This is a genomic window from Gilvibacter sp. SZ-19 (assembly GCF_002163875.1).
Classification (GTDB): Bacteria; Bacteroidota; Bacteroidia; order Flavobacteriales; family Flavobacteriaceae; genus Gilvibacter.
This window is the reverse complement of the sequence record NZ_CP019333.1, coordinates 507899-527042: the sequence shown is the minus strand read 5'-3', so window position 1 is coordinate 527042 and position 19144 is coordinate 507899. Positions and strand designations below refer to the sequence as shown.

Here is a 19144-nt window from a genome sequence, read left to right as displayed (position 1 = left end):
TCGAATTCAAAACCTTTTTAACACAATTTTAATTGGGGGGTTAGTGTTAAAAGATTTAATCTACTGTTAAATGATTTTTGGTTGCTGCCGATATTGAATATTTTTAATGGCATTAAATTCAGCAGCTTGAAACAGTCCTATTATATATATGTCTTATTGCTTTTAGCATTTCCCTTGTTTTTAGGGGCATGCAAAGAGGAAAAATCCGCAGCAAAACAAACCACAGAAGCTACCGAGACCACTTCCGAAGTAAAGGCAAGCACCGGGGCGGCTAAAGTGCCCGTTTACAAATTCGATGAATTTGAACCTTTATTGAATAAAGACGACGGCAAAATATACGTAGTGAATTTTTGGGCCACTTGGTGTAAACCCTGTATTAAGGAGCTGCCATATTTTGAAACATTAGCCACCAAGTACGCCGACCAAAATGTAGAAGTACTGTTGGTTAGCATAGACTTCCCGAAGCTTTTAGAAAAACAAGTAATACCATTTATAGAAAAGAACCAGATCAAGTCTCCGGTAGTCCTGCTAGACGATACCGGCGCTAACGAATGGATACCCAAAGTGGACGAAAGTTGGTCCGGAGCCATTCCGGCCACTGTGATCTATAAAGGAGACGAGCGCAAATTCTACGAGCAATCGTTCACCTTAGAAGAACTAGAACAAGAACTCAATACCTTTCTTTAAAATGCAAAAATTTAAGAACATCGCAGTTGTTGCTGTTTATGCCTTGGTGGCAACCATTGGGCTCAGCAGTTTCACCAATACAGCCTCAGATGGCTACACTATTGGCGATAAAGTAAAAGACGTTCGCCTTAAGAACGTAGACGGAAAAATGGTTTCTATGGCAGACTATAAGGACGCCAAGGGATTCATAGTGATCTTTACCTGTAATACCTGCCCATATGCAGTTGCCAGCGAGGACAGGATCATTGCGCTAGACAAGCAGTTCAAAGGGAAAGGTTATCCGGTAATTGCCATAAACCCGAACGATCCTGCTGTACAACCAGACGATACTTACGAACTCATGCAGCAAAAGGCGAAGCAGAAGAATTTCACCTTCCCGTATCTCTATGATGAGAGCAGTACGGTCTATGCCCAGTTTGGCGCCAAAAAGACGCCACATGTTTACCTGCTACAAAAAGAAGGTGGCGATATGGTGGTCAAATACATTGGCGCTATAGATGATAGTGTTCGCGATGCGGCCGGAGTGACCAAAACCTATTTGGCAGACGCAGTTAATGCGCTGTTGGCTGGCAAAGAAGTGCCAGTTAAGGAAACACGCGCTATTGGATGTTCTGTAAAAGTATAAACTGTATTACATATTTAAGAAAAGCCGACTCCTTAGAGGTCGGCTTTTTTGTTTAGTCTTTCGGTTACTGCGGAGTGGAAATATTGCAATGGTCCACGGTTTTGCAAAAGCGGTTACGAATCTGGTAAGATGTCCTTGTTTGGGCATGCTTAGGAGCTTTTTTGTAAAAATTCTGGTGTGAATTTTGATGGTTATACTTAACTTTGAACATACTAAAAGCTCTTAAACAAAGTTTATTAGACTATGATCGACCTTACAAGCGACGCCTGGCAAGACCAGATAGCGCAAGACCCTGAAGCCGTTATTATCGATGTGCGTACTGCGGAGGAGATAGAAGAAGGATACATTCCGTCTGCTTTGCATATGGACATTTATCAACCACAAGCTTTTATGGAAGCGGTGAGTGCTTTGGACCCTAACAAAAATTATTATGTCTATTGCCGTTCGGGCGGCCGCAGTGCTCAGGCCTGTGCCGTTTTAGAATCCGTAGGGATTGCTACCACTTATAATCTATTGGGTGGTTTTACCGAGTGGGATGGAGACGTGACCAAGTAAAAATTTAGAACAAATGAAACGCGCTTATTTATTTTTAACCCTTGTTTTGGCCATTGGAATTTTTCAGTCCTGTACCGAGACCAAAGCCGGCGAGATCCAGCAGATCACTGTTGAGCAAATGAGCGAAGCTCTAAAAGATAGCAGTATCCAGTTGGTAGATGTTCGCACCGGGCAGGAATTCCTAGAAGGTCATTTAAAGAACTCGCACAACATCTGTGTGACCGACGACGACTTTGCAGAAAAGGCTGCAACACTAGACAAAGACAAGCCTGTTTATGTGTATTGTAAAAAGGGTGGGCGCTCTGCTAGAGCCGCGGAGATCTTAAAAGAAATGGGCTTTAAAAAAATCTATGATCTAGAAGGAGGTATTGTGCTCTGGGAAGAATCGGGTCAGGAAACCGAAAAGGAACAATCCTAAAAAAGACGATTCTAAAGATCTTAAAGCCGCTTCATTTTGAAGCGGCTTTTTTTATCTTGCGCTCCATGCAGAGAGAAGCGCAATTCTATACGCTGTTCAATTCCAAAGGAACCAAAGTTACCCTTAGCAACGCTGGGGCCGCTATCACTGATATTCAGTTTCTTGATAAGCACGGCATACTGCAACACTTGGTTGCGGGTTTTGATAGGGTAGAAGATTATCTATCTGCAAAGACCAAGGCTTGGAATCTGTGTCTCGGGGCCAGTGTGGGTCGCGTGGCCAACAGGATCTCCGGCGGAGGGTTTCATCTAGATGGTCAATTTTACGCCCTGCCTCAGAACAATGGCATGCATTTGCACAGCGAAAGCTGTGGCTTTCAGCATCAGATCTGGACGGTAAAAGAGCAGACTAACAACAAGCTGATATTCGCCTTAGAACAAGAGGCCGGAAGTTGCGGATATCCGGGAAATATTCACGTTAGCGCTACTTATACCCTCAATGAGGAAAACCAATTGTCACTAGTCTATGAGGCCACTACAGATGCAACAACGGTTTTGAATCTGTGCAATCACGCCTATTTCAATTTGGCGGGTAGCGGTAGTGTTTTAGATCATCGATTGTATATTCCTACACAGAAATTCTTGGAAACCGATAAGCAGGTGGTGCCCACAGGAAAGCTGTTAGACACTAAAACACACAACAAGGACTTTTCGGTGGAAGCTCGGGTAGGAGATAGAATTGGGGAGGGCTTGGATCTGGCTTATGCTTTAGAAAAAGAGCACCAACCCTTGCGACTCTTTGCACCAGAAACTGGAATTGAAATACAGGTGGTGAGCAATCAGCTGGCCGTACAAGTCTATACTCCGCCTAACTTTGAGGGTTTGGGCTTAAGAGGTGATAACAATGCAGATTTCCCAGCCATTTGCCTCGAAATGCAAGGCTATCCGGATGCGCCAAACCGCCCGGAATTCCCATCAATAGTGGTACAACCAAATGAGGTGTATCGCTCCGCGACCACCTATAGTTTTTCGGTAATTAAGTAAGAGAAGAGTTTAGAAACGCTCCTGGATCTCGATCATGAGTCCAAGAATAAAGCACACTACGATTGTTCCAATTACGATGCCGCCTACGCCCATTTTTTTAGTTTTTTGAGTTGGTCAAAGATAGGCATTATGTCTCTTTTTTCAATGTCCTTTTTCCCATTGCCGCAACTGGTGAATTTTAGATGTCCGGTGGACATCTAAAATGAAGCATCGCAAAAAGGTCTAGCGACGCTCGCTCATCCTTGAAAACTACGCTGCCCTCAGCCACAGATGTTCGGAGTTCGTCCTCGGCTGCGCCTCGATACTATTCCTCACATCTCGTGCCAGCCGCTGCCAGCTTGTTTTGCTACGGACTCGCGAGGAGTCGCGTTTTTCACCGCTTCGCGGCGATTAGGTGTTAAAAACATTCCCAGACTTTATCCATAAATTCATGAATCTGGACTAAAATTTTATAACTTAGAGGAACATATACTCCCCATTTTCATTTCGGTTTAGGCCGGGTTGAGGGTGGGGTTATTTAGTTTCAAATTGACTTCAAATAGACTGTTTACAATTAATGTAGAGATTCTGATTAATTCAGAGCTAAGAGAATATCCTGCTGAAATTCATATTATAGATAGTGAGGTGGAAATTGTAGTTTATGAAACTGCTAAAACCGGTTTACTTAACGAATTCGCCAATTGGATATTTTCCAAAAGAGATTATAGACTATTTAAGGATCATGTTAAACTGACATTAAATGGAGATAATCCTGTACTCAAAAAAATAGATTACTCGAGATCCGAAATTTTGGGGATGACAACCGGTTTTAATTTGGGTACACAAAGGTCGCACGCAGTGTCAATTAAACTCAGTGAAATTGCTGTTCATTTATCACAGGAAGATGAAGACTTAGAGAATTCAAAGATATATTTGAATAATCAAGGATTTGAATTGGTTAAGGATTTTTATAGTCCTTTAAATAAGTTGGTTAACGATAATCTCGTATACAATAGGAGAGTAAACCAAGATTCATTTTATAATCTAGGTCAATCTCGTTTTCGTCCTGAATTTGAGTTTAATTACACTGATAGTATTCATGAGAGTATCACAGAGATCAATAAAGTCCCAATTATTACCTTTCATCATAAGAATGACTTGGATGAAATAGAATTAACGAATTATTTGAACATCGCTTGCAAAGCAACCTCTTTTTATCTTGGTATAAACGTAGATTACGACTATGCATGTATAAATTTAAAAGGGAAGCAAATATTTATTTTTAAAACTCCAAGCCCTCATATTGTTAAGCGCATTAGTAGTTTAAATCACTTGTTGTCCGTAAGAGGGACAGATGGATTTTTAAACCTCAATTGGGCGCAAGGTTACTTGAAAAATAGAAAGAAGTTGGACAAAATGATATCAAGTTTCATTCAAGCCAGAAATCTTGATCATAATTCTAAGTTTCTAGTCTTATATAATATTCTCGAGATAGCTTCCGCGGGAATAAAACGTAATTCTGAGGAGTTCAATTTAATTGTCAGTGTTAGAGAAAAAACTAGAATATATAAAAATGCTTTCCAATTATTAAAAGAGACAATCGTCCAGGATGAACATAAAATGTTTCGAAATAAATGGGAGTACGTGCAGAAAAAGCTCGTCTATAAACCAATGAAAAACAACATGCGACAATTCCTTATTGAAAGCGATCTGCCAGTAGAAAAATTTCCTGTAGAGGTCAATGATTTGTTAGAAATGCGGAATAAGATAACCCATGGAAGTGTTTCTAGTATAAATTCTCAGAAACTTATAAAGGCTAATCAACTTCTTTATACAATTTCGTCATTGTTAATATTAAATCTATTAGAGATTAAAGATTGGAAGTTTCCTGAAAGTCTATTGAAACAAAACGGAGTTTAGACTTTTTATTGAGAGTACCTCACTCCTAACCAATGTTGCCATCTCGATACAATTTTTGCTATGCAAAAATCACTCGATGACCGTATTCGAATTAAAAGGACGTGGAGCCGGGGATTGACTCAAACACTCTGTGTTTTCGTCGGGCCCCTGTTTCTGCGGTACTGCAATTACAACTGCCAATTTCTTCGAAATTGAGACTAAAACTTTACTCACTCAAAAGCGCAAGCGTTTTTGGACTCGCTTAGTTTTCGCCATATTGCAGTTGTAAGTGATCCTGGAGCCGGGGACTGCCGAGCGTTTAAAAAACATCCGGTGGATGTTTTTAGCGAGGCATAGGCCTGTCGCGCAGGAAGTAATACTCACAATTTATAAATCTCTCAATACTTCTACTCAAAAAGAACAGGTCTTCGGGGTTCGAATCCCGAAGGCGTAACGCAAAAAGGCTACCTCTCGGTAGCCTTTTGAAGTGGAGCCGGAGGGATTCGAACCCTCGTCCAAACAGGCAATTCAAATGCTTTCTACATATTTAGTCTTTAATTGATTGTCGGCCTGGCCCCGGTCAAAGACTACCAAGAACAGGCTTAGCTTCAATTTGAGTTTCGCCGCCTTATCAAAGCCCTAAAGCGGCTAGGTTTACTTTTACGAACGCTCTATATCGAATGCCGTAAACCAAGGCTTTCGAGAGCGTTCCTGCTTGTCTACCTTGTAGACCGAGGCATTATCCTACTATAATTCAGATTATGCAGCTAGGGCGTAGTTATTCTCGCCGTTTAAAAAGTGTGAATCATGAGATTAACGAGCTGTGGTTCAACGCTCGATATGCTTACATTTCAATTGGTCCCGCTGTCAAAACCAGTCGGCCCCTTGAGTTTTCAAAGATCGCTATTCCCAAAGTGTGCCGCTAGCACTACTTCGGGGCGCAAAGATACACGAAATACTGTATCTTTGCTCGCCTTACTAATTGAACAAAAAGTATTCCAAATGCCAGTTAAATTCGCCATAATCAAAGAACGCAAGTCTCCACCAGACAAAAGAGTGGTTTTTTCACCTGAAAAGTGTCAGGAAGTCATGCAAAGCTTTCCGGAGGCGGAGTTAGTGGTAGAATCTAGTGAAATCCGCATTTTTAAGGATGAGGCCTACGCCAAAGCTGGTGTGGCTGTGCTTGACGATGTTTCTGATGCAGATGTGATGTTGGGGGTCAAGGAGGTTCCTGTTGAGGCACTTATTCCCAATAAGAAGTACTTTTTCTTTTCGCACACCATTAAAAAGCAGCCCTATAACAGAAAGCTGCTCAAAGCTATTTTAGACAAAAAAATAGAGCTGTACGACCACGAGACCATTGTTAAGAAAAGTGGAGCTCGCCTAATTGGTTTTGGACGCTATGCCGGTTTAGTAGGAGCCTATAATGGTTTCCGCTTGTTGGGAATTCGCGACGGCTTGTTCGATTTGCCTAAGGTGGAGCACTTGGCGGACTTAAAAGAGGTCAAAGCAGAATTAGATAAGATCAGCCTGCCAAATATCCGAATCATACTAAGCGGAACAGGCAAGGTTGCCAAAGGCGCCAAAGAGATCTTAGACCATTTGCAGATCCGTGAGGTCGCCGATGCCGACTATTTGTCTAAGTCTTACGACGAGCCTGTATATTGCACGATCGACGTCACCGAATACAACAAACGCACCGATGGCGCGCCTATGGATAAATACGCCTTTTACGCCGACCCGACGGGCTACGAAAGCGACTTGATGAAGTACGCCAAGGTGAGTGATATGTTCATTACAGGACATTTCTACGGCGACGGAGCCCCGTTTTTGTTTACTCGAGAAGATGTACGTCATCCAGATTTCAATATCAATTTAGTGGCCGATGTATCTTGCGATATAGACGGGCCAATTGCTTCAACGATCCGGCCGTCAACCATAGCTGACCCTTTTTACGGTTATGATCCTGAGGCAGAATCCGAAGTAGATTTTAAGGCTCCTGGATCCATTGCTGTAATGGCCGTAGATAATTTACCTTGTGAGTTACCCAAGGACGCTTCAGAAGGATTTGGAGATATGTTTATGGAACACGTGATTCCTGCCTTCTTCAATGGAGACAAGAAAGGCATTCTAGAACGCGCCCGAATGACAACCTCAGAAGGTACCCTTACCGAACGCTTTGCCTACTTACAAGATTACGTAGACGGGAAGGAGTAATTAGCGCTCCGTATTTATCAATCTGTAGATCAAAATTGCCGCTCTGGCAGTCAGTGCCTCTATAGTGTTGAGATTTACGGTCTCTTCTGGAGTATGTGCTCTGGAGCCCATAGTGCCTAGGCCGTCCAGACAGTCTACATACTGCGCTACAAAGGAAACATCTGCAGCTCCGCGTCGGCCAGGATCCCAGGCTTCAACACCGCCTTGTCCCATATCTAAACTCACTTGGTTAAGTACTTCCAACAAGGCCTTATTGCCTTCAGATGGAGGCATGGCCGGATATGAGTCTATAAAGCTGATCTCTGCAGAGGTCATGGGTAAATTATTGGCAACGATCTCACGCATTTTAGCGCGGGCCTCATCTTTTTGTTGTTCGGTTATAAAACGCAAGCCGCCTTTTACCACGGCAGTTTGTGCAACCACATTGGATTTACCGTAAGCTTCTCCTTTGGAGTTGGCTTCGTCATATTCCACAAAAGTTCCACCTAAAATATGACCTGGGTTAAAGGTGAGGTATTCCGGCCCCTTAACTTCATTGTAGAATTCATTCAAGATACGTGACATTTCAAAGATCGCTCCGGCACCTATCCCTTCTCTGAATACACCAGAGGAGTGGGCGCGTTTTCCGCTGGTGGTCACCTTCCAGCCAGAGGCACCTCTACGGGCAATGGTCGCATTGTTGAACCCGGTAGCGGTTTCGAATCCCAAGGCTATGTCACTGCGTTTGGCCGCATTTATAAGTTCTGCTCGACTTATACTCAAGGGTTTTCCTGTGGATTCTTCGTCTCCCGTAAAGGCCGCAATGATCTGGGCATCGTCTAACAGACCATTGTCTTGCAATGCTTTTAGTGCATATAAGATCACCACATTTCCGCCTTTCATGTCGTTTCCACCAGGGGCATGAGCAATGCTATCATTGACCATTTTAAACTCTTGAAAAGGACTGTCGGCCTCAAAAACCGTATCCAAATGCCCTATAAGTAAAAGGCGTTTCCCGCTATCGCCTTTTGTTTCTGCAAAAAGGTGTCCGGCACGGTTCATCTCGGCAGGCATGTCTATCCACGTGGTTTCAAATCCGATGTCTTTAAAGCCCTTGGCCATAAAATCGCCTACAGCTTTTACGCCTTCTAGGTTCAAGGTTCCTGAATTAATATTAACTACTGCTTTCAGAAAATCCAGCTGTTCGGCATTGTTGGCCGCCACGGCAGCAATGATCTTTTTTTCAACTTCGGATAGCTCTTGACCATTGCCAAGAAATGGAAGCGCCAGCATTAACAGAAAGCAGTAGTATTTTTTCATTTTGTTGTGGTTTTTAGTTGCCGTAAAGTTCTTTAGAAGCCTCTTCGTATTTGTCGCCTGCGGTCCAAGTAGGAGTTACAGGATCGTTCCCTATGAGGCGTCCTGCCAAGACATAAGACTTGAAGAACTTTTCCATATACTCATAGTCAATGTTATCGGCCTCATCTCCAGGTCTGTGGTAGTATTTGGTCACATCGCCGTTAAAGGCAGTGAATCCTAAACTAAAGGTAGGAGCAGGAATACCAACACGGGCAAAGTTCACATTGTCAGAACGGTCAAACAAGCCTTGTTCTGGAGCTGGGTCATCTACAGCGGTCAAACCAAATTGCTTGCAGGCATTTTTAATATGATCTGCTGCAGTAGTTCTTGGCAAACCAATTATCGTAGCCAAGGAAGTATCATTGTAACCGGCGTTGTCACTGTTAAAACAGTAGACCATCTTATTCAATGGCAATATGGGATTCTCCACATAATAACGACTTCCTAGAAGACCCATTTCTTCTCCGGTAAATAGAATGAACAAGGCCGATCTTTTGGTAGGATATTTGGCGAGGTTCTCTGCCATACTCAATACAGTGGTCACCCCAACAGCATTGTCTCTAGCTCCGTTGTAAATAGTATCTCCTGTTGCATCTGGAGTACCAATGCCCACGTGGTCATAGTGCCCGGAATAAATGATGAATTCTTCTTTCAACTTCGGATCCGAGCCTTCTACCCAACCTACAACATTGTAGCTGTCTAATTTTTCCGCGGCCTTTTTTGCCATAGTAAAACTTCCTTCCGGATTCTTTTGCCACAGTCCTGCAGCGATAGTTCCTCCTGTATCTTTTACCCACAGAAAGGGTATGCTGTCTTCTTCGTCCTCAGAGCTGGCAAGTCCAACTCTTGGTTCGTTGAATTGATGATCTATAAAGCCCCAGATCTGGTCGTTGGTGTCTATAAATTCTATAACGCCAATAGCACCGTTCTTTTGCGCTAAGGCAGTTTTATCACCTATTAGACCAAAGGCTTGCTGAGCGCCGCCACCTTCTTCGTTTCCGGCTTTAACAATCACCACTTTTCCTTTAACGTCAACATCTTGGTAGTCGGCTTCTAGTCCAAAGCCCATATAAACCATTGTTCCGCTGAAGTCTACATTACCTTGGCTCATGGCCACAGCATTTTCCATTTTTTGCCCATTGACGGTCAATTCCATTGTTGCTGGTGGGAAATTCTTCTGCATCGGCATGGCCTGGAAGTAACTTCCTGTTGTCGGATCTGGTTTAACTCCGTAGCTGCGAAGTTGCGTTGCGAGATAGGTCGCGGCAATTTTAAGTTCGGGAGTTCCTGTTTGACGCCCTTTTAATAAATCGTCCGCTAAAAAATAAATATGTCCTTCTATGTTGGAACGACTCACGGTCTCTTCTACCATTTGTACGTCAGATTGCGCCAAAGTCGCAAATCCGCAGAAAAGGAAAGCAATAAAGAATAGTGTTTTTTGCATGATGAATGTTTTGATTTAGTCCCCTAAAAATAGTCAATTCATTGGGGATAGAAAGCTTGCTATGGGTATATAAGAAGGAATTATAATTTCTTTAAGCATATTTTGTTTAATAAATAGTAATTTTGTTTAAACAAAAAGTAAAACATGAAGACCTATTTAGTGATCGGTGGAACAAGTGGTATCGGCGCGGCATTAGTAAAAATGCTGAGCGATCAAGGCCACAAGGTCATAGCGACTTATAATTCCACTACACCGCAAGAACTAGACAATGTATCGTTTCATCAGTTAGATGTAACCGACGAGAATGCAACTATGCCGGAACTCCCAGATGCCATTGCCGGCTTGGCTTATTGCCCAGGGGCGATTAATCTACTGCCTTTCAAGCGACTTAAGAAAGAGAATATCCAAGCAGATTTTGATTTGCAGGTTGGTGGAGCTGTTCGCGCTATACAACACGCTTTAGAGCCGTTAAAGAATGGCAAGGGTTCTGTGGTCATGTTTTCAACGGTTGCCGTGCAGTCTGGTTTTAATTTTCATACGCAAGTCGCCATGTCCAAGGGTGCTATAGAGGGACTCACACGTGCCTTAGCTGCAGAACTTGCGCCAACGGTGCGTGTCAATGCAATTGCGCCTTCAATTACCGATACACCATTGGCTTCGCGATTATTGAGTTCTGACGATAAGAAAGAAGCCAACGCCAAAAGGCATCCGCTTCAGAAGATCGGTGCTCCAGAAGATATAGCCAATGCTGCCTCTTTTTTACTAAACGACTCTTCTAGCTGGATCACCGGACAGGTGCTACAAGTAGACGGGGGAATCTCAACCTTAAAAGTGTAATTATGTTTGGATTGTTCAAAAAGAAATCGGAATTGGAAAAGCTTAGCGAAGCTTATGCCAAAGCCATGGCAGAGGCACAGCGTTTGTCTACCTCTAACAGAAAAGCCAGCGACGAAATGTACGCCAAGGCAGAAGAGATCAACAAGAAAATTGACGTCATTCAAAACGCCAACTAATGGGATTCTATCAGTTTAAACGCAGTCAGAAAATACCAGCCACCATAGATGAGGTGTGGGATTTTATTTCGTCTCCGGCCAATTTAAAAGAGATCACACCAGATTATATGGGGTTCGATATCACCTCAGAAGACCTGCCGGAAAAGATGTATCCGGGAATGATAATCAGCTATATCGTAAAACCCCTGCTGGGTATTCCTACAACTTGGGTCACAGAGATCACCAAGGTGACCGACAAAGCCTATTTTATAGACGAGCAACGTGTGGGGCCATACAAGCTGTGGCATCATCAACATTTCATTGAGCCGATAGAAGGCGGTGTTATGATGCGCGATATTGTTTCGTATCAGCCTCCTTTTGGAATTTTGGGATCTATTATGAACAGCTTGGTCATTCGCAAGAAGCTCAAAGAGATCTTTGATTATCGCGTTCAGGCTGTAAATAAACGCTTCGGAGAATTCAAATGAAGTTAGACGAAAGAGCCATAGACCGCATTATTGAAATGGCTTGGGAAGATCGCACTCCCTTTGAAGCCATAGAAGCTCAGTTTGGATTGCCTGAGAAAGAGGTGATCAAACTCATGAGACGCGAGCTGAAACGCTCTAGTTTTAATTTGTGGCGCAAGCGCGTTAACAGCGGAGTTAGCCAAAAGCACCTTAAGAAACGAAACCCAGAAATAGACCGATTCAAATGCAGCCGTCAACGACAAATAACCGGAAACAAGATCAGCAAGCGCTAGACTTTCCAACCGATTTTGATGCGATTCAGAAACGGGTCGAGGCCATTCGCCCTAAGCGATATGCTAAGACGCGTAACTTTATCAATGGGGATGTAACCTATTTGTCGCCCTATATTTCGCGTGGCGTTATTTCTACCAAGTATGTGTTGGACTTTCTCAAAGCAGAAGGCTACAAGAAATATGAGGTCGAAAAATTTGTGCAGGAATTGGCCTGGCGAGACTATTGGCAGACCTTGTGGAAAGATCAAGGAGAGAACATCAACCAAGATTTTAAACGTCCGCAACCCGATGTAAAACATCACAATATGGTCGCTGCAGTTGACCAAGCCGAAACAGGTATTGACGCCATAGATAGCGCCATTGAGCAATTGTACACTAATGGATATATGCACAACCACATCCGTATGTATACCGCAGCCATTACGTGTAATCAAGGCGGAGCGCACTGGAAGCAACCGGCCCGTTGGATGTATTATCACTTACTCGACGGCGATTGGGCGAGCAATGCTTTGAGTTGGCAATGGGTTGCTGGTAGCAATGCTGGCAAAAAGTATATTGCCAATCAAGACAACATCAATAAATACACCTTTAGTAAACAGAAAGGTACTTTTCTGGACGTGACCTATGAGGAACTTGCAGCACTGGAACAACCCAGTGAACTTGCAGCCAGTAGCGACTGGAATCTCGAAACGCCTTTACCCAAACCAGCGGAGCTTCAAATTGATGAGTCCTTGCCAACAGCGGTCTATAACTACTACAATTTGGATCCGCAGTGGTTGGATGATCAGGATATGAACCGCATTATGCTTTGGGAGCCAGAAGTTTTTGAGCAGTACCCGATAGGCCAAAAAGCTGTGGATTTTGCGATGGCTTTAGGTGAGAATATCCCCAATTTGCAGCACTTTGTTGGCAGTTTTAATGCCCTTGAAGCAAACTTAGGCGTTTCAAAGATTCATTATAAGGAGCATCCTTTAAATACTGATTATCGCGGAACCGAGCATCCTCGTGATTGGATGACTAGCGTACAAGGAACCCACCGCTCTTTCTTTGCTTTTTGGAAAAAAGCGGAAAAGGAGTTGCGCTTTTGAGTCGCCCTGAAATTAATATCGTTTGGTTAAAACGCGATCTGCGTTCACAGGATCACGAGCCACTTGCAGCGGCCGAGGCTGCTGGAATACCCTATCTGATCCTTTATTTGTTTGAGCCTACCTTGCTCGCTCATCCGCAGTGTAGTCTAAGACACAATCAATTCATTTTTGAATCGCTTCAAGATTTAAAAAAGACTTTGGGAGTCCAAGGGCGGACCTTGGGCATTTGCTACGCAGATGCCGTGGTGGTCTTTAGCGAGATCTTACACAAATACAGAGTAAAACGACTCTTTAGTTATAGGGAAAGTGGAGTACAACTGAGTTGGGATCGCGATAAAGAAGTTGCTCAACTTTGCCTTCAGAATAACATTGAATGGCTGGAATTTCAGCGGGAAGGAGTGCTTCGCGGCATTCAAAACCGCGATGGTTGGGACAAAGCGTGGTTTGTCAAGATGCATTCGCCATTGATCAACAACAGTTTTGATCCGGATTTAACTCTGGATTGGAAACACAAATTTCAAATACCTGAGACTTTAAAACAAGCCTGGAGTGCGTATCCGGCGGCTTATCAAGCACCTGGAGAGACCATGGGGTGGAAGTACTTAAAGAGCTTTTGTGAAGAGCGAGGGCGCAATTATATGCGGCAGATCTCAAAACCTTTGGGCAGTAGGTATAGCTGCGGAAGGGTCTCTCCTTATTTAGCTTGGGGTTGTCTTTCGGTGAAGCAGGTCTATCAGTATGTAAAGAATCACCCCAACGCGGCAAATAATAAGAGGGCTTTTAATGGTTTTTTGACTCGGGTCAAGTGGCGTTCACATTTTATACAGAAGTTCGAGGTAGAGTGTGAGTACGAGACCTTGTGTATCAATCGGGGTTACGAACACATGGATTGGCAGCGTAATGAAGCCTTTATCAAAGCTTGGAAGAGCGGCCAGACCGGTTATCCTATGGTCGATGCGAACATGCGTTGTTTACATGCCACTGGTTGGATAAACTTTAGAATGCGTGCCATGCTGGTTTCCTTTTTTTGTCATCATTTAGGACAAGATTGGCGCGATGGGGTCTATCATTTGGCCCAGTTGTTCTTAGACTACGAGCCGGGGATCCACTATCCGCAGTTTCAAATGCAAGCTGGAACCACAGGTGTAAATACTGTTCGTATGTATAATCCGGTAAAGCAAGGTTTGGATCACGATCCGGATGGTGAATTTATTAAGCAATGGGTGCCGGAATTACGAGAGGTTCCCACTACCCACATTCACCAACCTTGGACCTTGACCCCCATGGAACAACAATTCATGAATTTTGAGTTGGGCGTGGATTATCCGCTGCCTCTTGTAGATCTAGAAAGTTCCGGTAAAGCAGCACGCCAGCGTATTTACGGTCATAGAAAGCATCCGCAGGTACAAAAAGAAAAACAACGAATTTTAAAAACACATACCCGACGCATCAAATGAAAACAAAGTACACGCATAGTGATATTGCCCAAATGGATCGCATTAAGCGCCTGCATTTGATCAATTCAATTACCGGTGTTAAACCGGCTAATTTGATCGGTACAGTTAGTCAGGACGGTCATGAGAATTTGGCCATTTTTAGTTCTGTGGTCCATTTGGGGAGCAACCCGCCTTTTATAGGTTTTGTGCTTCGGCCTCATTTTGAGTTTAGACGCGATACTTACAACAATATGGAGCACAACGGTTATTATACCATTAATCATGTGCCTGCCTCGCATACCAAACAAGCCCATTACACCTCTGCCAAATTCGACGAAGGAGTGAGTGAATTTGAGCGCTGCGGATTCACGCCAGAATACTTAAACGATTTTCCCGCACCTTTTGTCAAGGAGTCTCCGGTTAAGATCGGTCTTAAAAAGGTCAATGAGATCCCAATTCCACAGAATGGTACCTTATTCGTAATTGGTCAGATAGAATTGATAGAAGTCCCAAATTGGGTAGATGAGGTGAACGGAAAGTTGAATCTCGAAAAACTCGAGATAGCCGGTATTTCAGGTTTGAATACTTATTACCGAATGCAAGAAGTTGGCGATTACCCTTATGCCCGAGTGGAAGAAGTTCCACCATTTGATAAATCTGTATAAATGAAAAAACCGCTACCGACCAAAATTTGTGCAACTTGTTGCCGACCTTTCACTTGGAGAAAAAAGTGGGAGCGTGACTGGGAGCAGGTCAAGTATTGCAGTAAACGCTGTAGCGGAAATAAAAACAAGAACTCATGAGCACGGTTAGCCTAATTTTTCCGCATCAACTCTTTAAAGATCACCCAGCCCTATCGACGGATACGGATGTGGTCTTGGTGGAGTCGCCGCTGCTTTTTACCTATCAGAAATTTCACAAGCAGAAGTTGGTCTATCACAGGGCTACACTTAAGACCTATGCCTCCTATTTGGATACAGAAGGCTATAATTGCACTTATGTGGAGTTTCACGAAGATCACGCGCCCTTGAAAAAGCTGGTCGCATGGCTAAAGGATAATGACTACACAAAAATTTTAGTAGTAGATCCGGTTGATTTCTATCTAGACAAATGGCTGCATGAGGCCTGTGAGGCGGAAGAATTGGAGCTCAAAGTATTGGAAAGTCCAATGTTTTTGAACACTCGTGAGGAGCTTTCTGATTTTTTCAGAGCCGATAAGAAGAAGTTTCATCAGACCACTTTTTACAAGAATGAGCGCAAGGCGAGGGATATATTGATCACGGGATCCGATGACCCGGAGGGTGGCAAGTGGACTTATGACACGGAGAACCGAAAGAAATATCCCAAAGGGAAAACGCCACCTAATATTCAGTTTCCCGACACTACCTCGGCCTACAAAGAGGCGCTGAATTATGTAGAAGATCACTTTGAGGATAATTACGGCCAGACCACCGATTCCCCTTTATACGCCTTGGATTTCGAGTCGGCAAAGGATTGGTTCGAACAGTTCTTAGAGCAACGATTTGCCGGCTTTGGTCCGTATGAAGACGCTATAGTCAAAGAGGAGATCTATTTGCATCATTCTGTTTTGACCCCGATGCTGAATGTGGGCTTATTGACGCCACAGTACGTTTTGGACAGGAGCCTGGAATATGCCCAAGAGAACGATATCAAGATCCAGAGTTTAGAAGGTTTTGTAAGACAGATCATGGGCTGGCGAGAGTTCATCCGAGGTATGTATATGGCCAAGGGTGTTCCTATGCGCACTACTAATTATTGGGGATTTGACCGAAAGATTCCAAAATCTTTCTATACCGGCGAGACCGGAATTCCTCCAATTGATGATACCATAAAAAAGGTGCTTAAGACAGGGTATTGCCACCATATTGAACGCCTTATGGTTCTAGGGAATTTCATGCTTTTGTGCGAATTTGACCCTAAGGAGGTTTACAAATGGTTCATGGAGTTGTTTATTGATGCCTACGATTGGGTCATGGTGCCTAATGTGTATGGCATGAGTCAATTCGCCGACGGCGGATTCTTTGCCACTAAGCCTTATATAAGCAGTAGCAATTATATTCTTAAAATGAGCAATTACTCCAAAGGCGACTGGCAAGAGATCTGGGATGCGCTATTTTGGCATTTTATGGACAAGCAAAGAGAATTCTTTAGTTCAAACCCGCGTTTGGCTATGTTGCTAGGGACCTTTGATAAGTGGGACGCAGAAAAGCGCAGTGGCCTGATATCTAGGGCTCAGGAGTATTTTGAGACGCTTACTTGATCCGATTACCTGTTAATCGCCATTCTACAAGGACTACACTCAACAAGCCAAGAAAATAAGCCAATAGATCGCTCCAGCTAAATGTAGTTCCGAATACCAAGCGTGCCCATCTATATTCCTGTAAGCCAATGGTTGTGAGAAATTCTGTGGTCTGAAGCAGTTCAATACTCAGGGCCACTATCCCCACAAATAAAACTCGCTTAAGAACCGCACCAGGCCATAAGGCTTGGGTGGTACAATAGAGCAGGACAACAACTAAAAAGTCACCGAACCAATGCCTTATAAACCCCTTTTTGCAGTAAATGGCAATTGCCGCCTCGGCCACAAAGATCAAAGCGGCTATCCCAAGATAACGTAACCTAATTTTCATGAGCTTCAGATTTGGTTCTTAAAAGACTGAAAAAGTAATAATGGATTCCTAGAAAAAGGGTAAAAATAATAGTGATCCCCCAAGTTTTTAAGTATTCAAAAGGCCTGCTTAGGCGCAGAAATATGTCTTCCAGTAGCGGTAGGGGTTGGGTGAGTATATCCCAACTGTTCCAACGCAATTCTCTACCTAGGTAAACCCCAAATCCGCAGAGTAAAAACAAGACCGATAGACTCAGGCGCTTCGGTAGCTTCGGAAAGAAGCGGGTTAGGGTTTCCAACATTAGATCGATCGCATAAAAGCCCAATACCACACCGTTAATGGCAAAGCATAAAACCAAAATCACGTCTAGTAATACGGTGCGCTCTGTAGCGAGGACGAGGTGTTTAAGATCTGTAATTATGTAAAAAGAATTGGGGAGAAATAAGAGCCATAATCCACTTAAAAGAAGCACAAATATCTTGGGTGTTTTTGTCGTATTTAGCTTAGTGGCTGTTTGCGAGATGAAAAAGGGTAGTGCCGCTAAAAATAGGTTCCAGACTAAAAAAGCATAGAAAATAGTGTGTGTAAGCACAAAGCGTAACATTAACAAGGCTATCCCCAAAAGGGTCAAGGTGCACGATAATGCGTGCACCTTGTAATTAGAATTAGCTCTCATTACTCCAATCTATTTTACGGGTCACAAACATGATGATCGCTAGGATAAGGAAGAGTCCAACACTACCAACCAAAAGCGCATAGCTTTCTAGTTGAATGATCGTGAAAATAAAACCGTATAGTGCAGACATTGAACCTAAGATCAGCAAACCGAACTTTACACTTTTAAGTACTGCTTTTGCAAATAGACTCACTAATCCAACTGTAGCCGTTCCAGAAATTAAATAAGCCATATTGAAATTTTGATGCTCGGAAATAGAAACAAGTAGTGTATAAAAGAGAACTAAGGCCAATCCAATAAGTAAATATTGAAAAGGGTGAATATAGACCATGCTAACTATTTGAATTAGTAGAAATACCAAGAGTGTTAAGCCGATAACTAGAAAACCATACTTGGACGATCGCTCACTTTTGGTGTAATGATCTACTGGAATCACAAGCTTCACTCCAAAAGCGGCTTCAGATAGATCGGGTAAGCTGTTTAAAAACTGCTGTTCAAATTTTCTGCTGAGTTGCGGAATGGTCCAATCGGCTTTAAAGCCATTCGCGGAAATTTCCTTGGTCTCGTCATTGGGTAAGAAATGTCCATTAAAGCTCGGAGAATCCCAGTTGGAAATAACCGCAGCTTTGGTGTCTTTCCCTAAGGGGACAAATTGAAGTGATTCACTACCGTTGATCTTAAAGCTAAAGTTAAATTCGATAGCGGCCTCGGTCAATCGTTGTAAATCCTTTATAGGTTGCGATTCAATACTGTGCATAAGTGACGAAGAGTGAATCGGACTAACTGCAAGGACCTGATCATCTAATTGGATTTCCAGATTGCTTTTGATGCCTTTTAAGTTTGAGGTTTTAAGCAGTAGGGTGGCTTTGTCCCAAAGAACATCCTCCGCAGAAATATCAAAAAGGGAGAAATCTATATCTGCGAATTTACCAGATGTTGTTATCTCGGAAGAGTACACTGCAGTTTCGTAAATGCTTCGCTGCAGGGGTTTAGTTGTAACCTGAGCCTTATAATCTAATGTAGCTGGGAGAAAGAATACCTTCTTTACTACCGTTCTAGTTACGGTAGAGGTCTCCTTAGTGGCTTGATCGTAAACTTGTTCGGTGACGTATGTTTTGTACGGAATTTGTAGGATTGGCCCTGAGAAAACTACGGCCTCACCCCATTTATTATTGATCTCTGCCACGACCTCTTGCTGCCTAAAGGAGCGTTCGTAAATAAGGCTTTGAACAAATGAGAGTGGAAGCAAGAGTGCTATGATAAGAAGCCCGACCACTAGCATTCGGGCAGTAATGGAGGTCTTTAACCAATTTGAGAATTTTCCTTTTTGTGACATGATTTATGATTTAAAAGTACT

21 protein-coding genes and 1 other RNA gene are annotated in these 19144 nt (G+C 43.2%); 16 read left to right on the top strand and 6 right to left on the bottom strand.

Going from position 1 to position 19144, the window contains the following annotated elements:
- Positions 1-126 precede the first annotated feature (126 nt).
- The 6 genes from BTO09_RS02405 (at position 127) to BTO09_RS02380 (ending at position 5227) form a co-directional block, all read left to right on the top strand.
- Complete coding sequence (locus BTO09_RS02405; protein WP_232454986.1) at positions 127-687, top strand: TlpA disulfide reductase family protein; 561 nt, start codon at positions 127-129, stop codon at positions 685-687.
- 1 nt (position 688) lies between these two features.
- On the top strand, positions 689-1312 hold the full coding sequence (locus BTO09_RS02400) for a thioredoxin family protein (protein WP_087523141.1): 624 nt from the start codon (positions 689-691) through the stop codon (positions 1310-1312).
- 243 nt (positions 1313-1555) lie between these two features.
- A complete protein-coding gene (locus BTO09_RS02395) occupies positions 1556-1867 on the top strand; it encodes a rhodanese-like domain-containing protein (protein WP_087523140.1) in 312 nt (103 codons plus the stop codon).
- Between the two features lie 13 nt (positions 1868-1880).
- The gene (locus BTO09_RS02390) at positions 1881-2285 is read left to right on the top strand and encodes a rhodanese-like domain-containing protein (protein ID WP_087523139.1); all 405 of its coding nucleotides are present in this window, start codon (positions 1881-1883) and stop codon (positions 2283-2285) included.
- A gap of 65 nt (positions 2286-2350) precedes the next feature.
- Positions 2351-3328 (top strand): aldose epimerase family protein, encoded by a 978-nt coding sequence (locus BTO09_RS02385; protein ID WP_087523138.1) that lies wholly within the window; start codon positions 2351-2353, stop codon positions 3326-3328.
- A gap of 528 nt (positions 3329-3856) precedes the next feature.
- Positions 3857-5227: a hypothetical protein gene (locus tag BTO09_RS02380; protein WP_157663407.1), complete on the top strand. Its 1371-nt coding sequence runs from the start codon at positions 3857-3859 to the stop codon at positions 5225-5227.
- Between the two features lie 464 nt (positions 5228-5691).
- Here BTO09_RS02380 and ssrA read toward each other — a convergent pair.
- Positions 5692-6091: a transfer-messenger RNA gene (gene ssrA, locus BTO09_RS02375) on the bottom strand.
- Positions 6092-6208: 117 nt separating this feature from the next.
- Here ssrA and BTO09_RS02370 point away from each other — a divergent pair.
- Positions 6209-7423 (top strand): NAD(P)-dependent oxidoreductase, encoded by a 1215-nt coding sequence (locus BTO09_RS02370; protein ID WP_087523136.1) that lies wholly within the window; start codon positions 6209-6211, stop codon positions 7421-7423.
- On the opposite strand, the gene BTO09_RS02365 is transcribed toward BTO09_RS02370, so the two are convergent.
- Positions 7424-8722, bottom strand: coding sequence for a M20/M25/M40 family metallo-hydrolase (locus tag BTO09_RS02365; RefSeq protein WP_087523135.1), 1299 nt, complete (start codon positions 8720-8722; stop codon positions 7424-7426).
- A gap of 13 nt (positions 8723-8735) precedes the next feature.
- Positions 8736-10205, bottom strand: a complete 1470-nt coding sequence (locus BTO09_RS02360) for a M28 family peptidase (protein WP_087523134.1) — start codon at positions 10203-10205, stop codon at positions 8736-8738.
- Between the two features lie 144 nt (positions 10206-10349).
- Between BTO09_RS02360 and BTO09_RS02355 the strand changes: the two genes are divergently transcribed.
- Genes BTO09_RS02355 through BTO09_RS02320 form a run of 9 tightly spaced genes read left to right on the top strand, consistent with a single transcriptional unit; the run spans position 10350 to position 16762 of the window.
- Entirely contained in the window at positions 10350-11042 is a 693-nt protein-coding gene (locus tag BTO09_RS02355; RefSeq protein WP_087523133.1) for an SDR family NAD(P)-dependent oxidoreductase, read from the top strand.
- A gap of 2 nt (positions 11043-11044) precedes the next feature.
- Positions 11045-11218, top strand: coding sequence for a Lacal_2735 family protein (locus BTO09_RS14460; RefSeq protein ID WP_157663406.1), 174 nt, complete (start codon positions 11045-11047; stop codon positions 11216-11218).
- Complete coding sequence (locus BTO09_RS02350) at positions 11218-11685, top strand: SRPBCC family protein (protein WP_087523132.1); 468 nt, start codon at positions 11218-11220, stop codon at positions 11683-11685. Before BTO09_RS14460 ends, BTO09_RS02350 begins: the two co-directional genes overlap by 1 nt.
- A complete protein-coding gene (locus BTO09_RS02345; RefSeq protein WP_087523131.1) occupies positions 11682-11957 on the top strand; it encodes a TIGR03643 family protein in 276 nt (91 codons plus the stop codon). Before BTO09_RS02350 ends, BTO09_RS02345 begins: the two co-directional genes overlap by 4 nt.
- Positions 11909-13045: an FAD-binding domain-containing protein gene (locus BTO09_RS02340; protein WP_087523130.1), complete on the top strand. Its 1137-nt coding sequence runs from the start codon at positions 11909-11911 to the stop codon at positions 13043-13045. The genes BTO09_RS02345 and BTO09_RS02340 overlap by 49 nt, the downstream gene beginning before the upstream one ends.
- A complete protein-coding gene (locus BTO09_RS02335; RefSeq protein ID WP_232454985.1) occupies positions 13012-14502 on the top strand; it encodes a cryptochrome/deoxyribodipyrimidine photo-lyase family protein in 1491 nt (496 codons plus the stop codon). Before BTO09_RS02340 ends, BTO09_RS02335 begins: the two co-directional genes overlap by 34 nt.
- Positions 14499-15146: a flavin reductase family protein gene (locus BTO09_RS02330; protein ID WP_087523129.1), complete on the top strand. Its 648-nt coding sequence runs from the start codon at positions 14499-14501 to the stop codon at positions 15144-15146. The genes BTO09_RS02335 and BTO09_RS02330 overlap by 4 nt, the downstream gene beginning before the upstream one ends.
- Positions 15147-15284 (top strand): DUF2256 domain-containing protein, encoded by a 138-nt coding sequence (locus BTO09_RS02325; protein WP_087523128.1) that lies wholly within the window; start codon positions 15147-15149, stop codon positions 15282-15284.
- Entirely contained in the window at positions 15281-16762 is a 1482-nt protein-coding gene (locus BTO09_RS02320; RefSeq protein ID WP_087523127.1) for a cryptochrome/photolyase family protein, read from the top strand. Before BTO09_RS02325 ends, BTO09_RS02320 begins: the two co-directional genes overlap by 4 nt.
- Here BTO09_RS02320 and BTO09_RS02315 read toward each other — a convergent pair.
- The 3 genes from BTO09_RS02315 to creD are packed head-to-tail and all read right to left on the bottom strand — an operon-like array spanning position 16755 to position 19123.
- Positions 16755-17132 (bottom strand): DUF2809 domain-containing protein, encoded by a 378-nt coding sequence (locus BTO09_RS02315; protein ID WP_087523126.1) that lies wholly within the window; start codon positions 17130-17132, stop codon positions 16755-16757. The genes BTO09_RS02320 and BTO09_RS02315 overlap by 8 nt on opposite strands.
- Positions 17122-17787, bottom strand: a complete 666-nt coding sequence (locus BTO09_RS02310; RefSeq protein ID WP_087523125.1) for a DUF1361 domain-containing protein — start codon at positions 17785-17787, stop codon at positions 17122-17124. The genes BTO09_RS02315 and BTO09_RS02310 overlap by 11 nt, the downstream gene beginning before the upstream one ends.
- Positions 17777-19123, bottom strand: coding sequence for a cell envelope integrity protein CreD (gene creD / locus BTO09_RS02305; protein ID WP_198356515.1), 1347 nt, complete (start codon positions 19121-19123; stop codon positions 17777-17779). The genes BTO09_RS02310 and creD overlap by 11 nt, the downstream gene beginning before the upstream one ends.
- Positions 19124-19144: the final 21 nt, after the last annotated feature.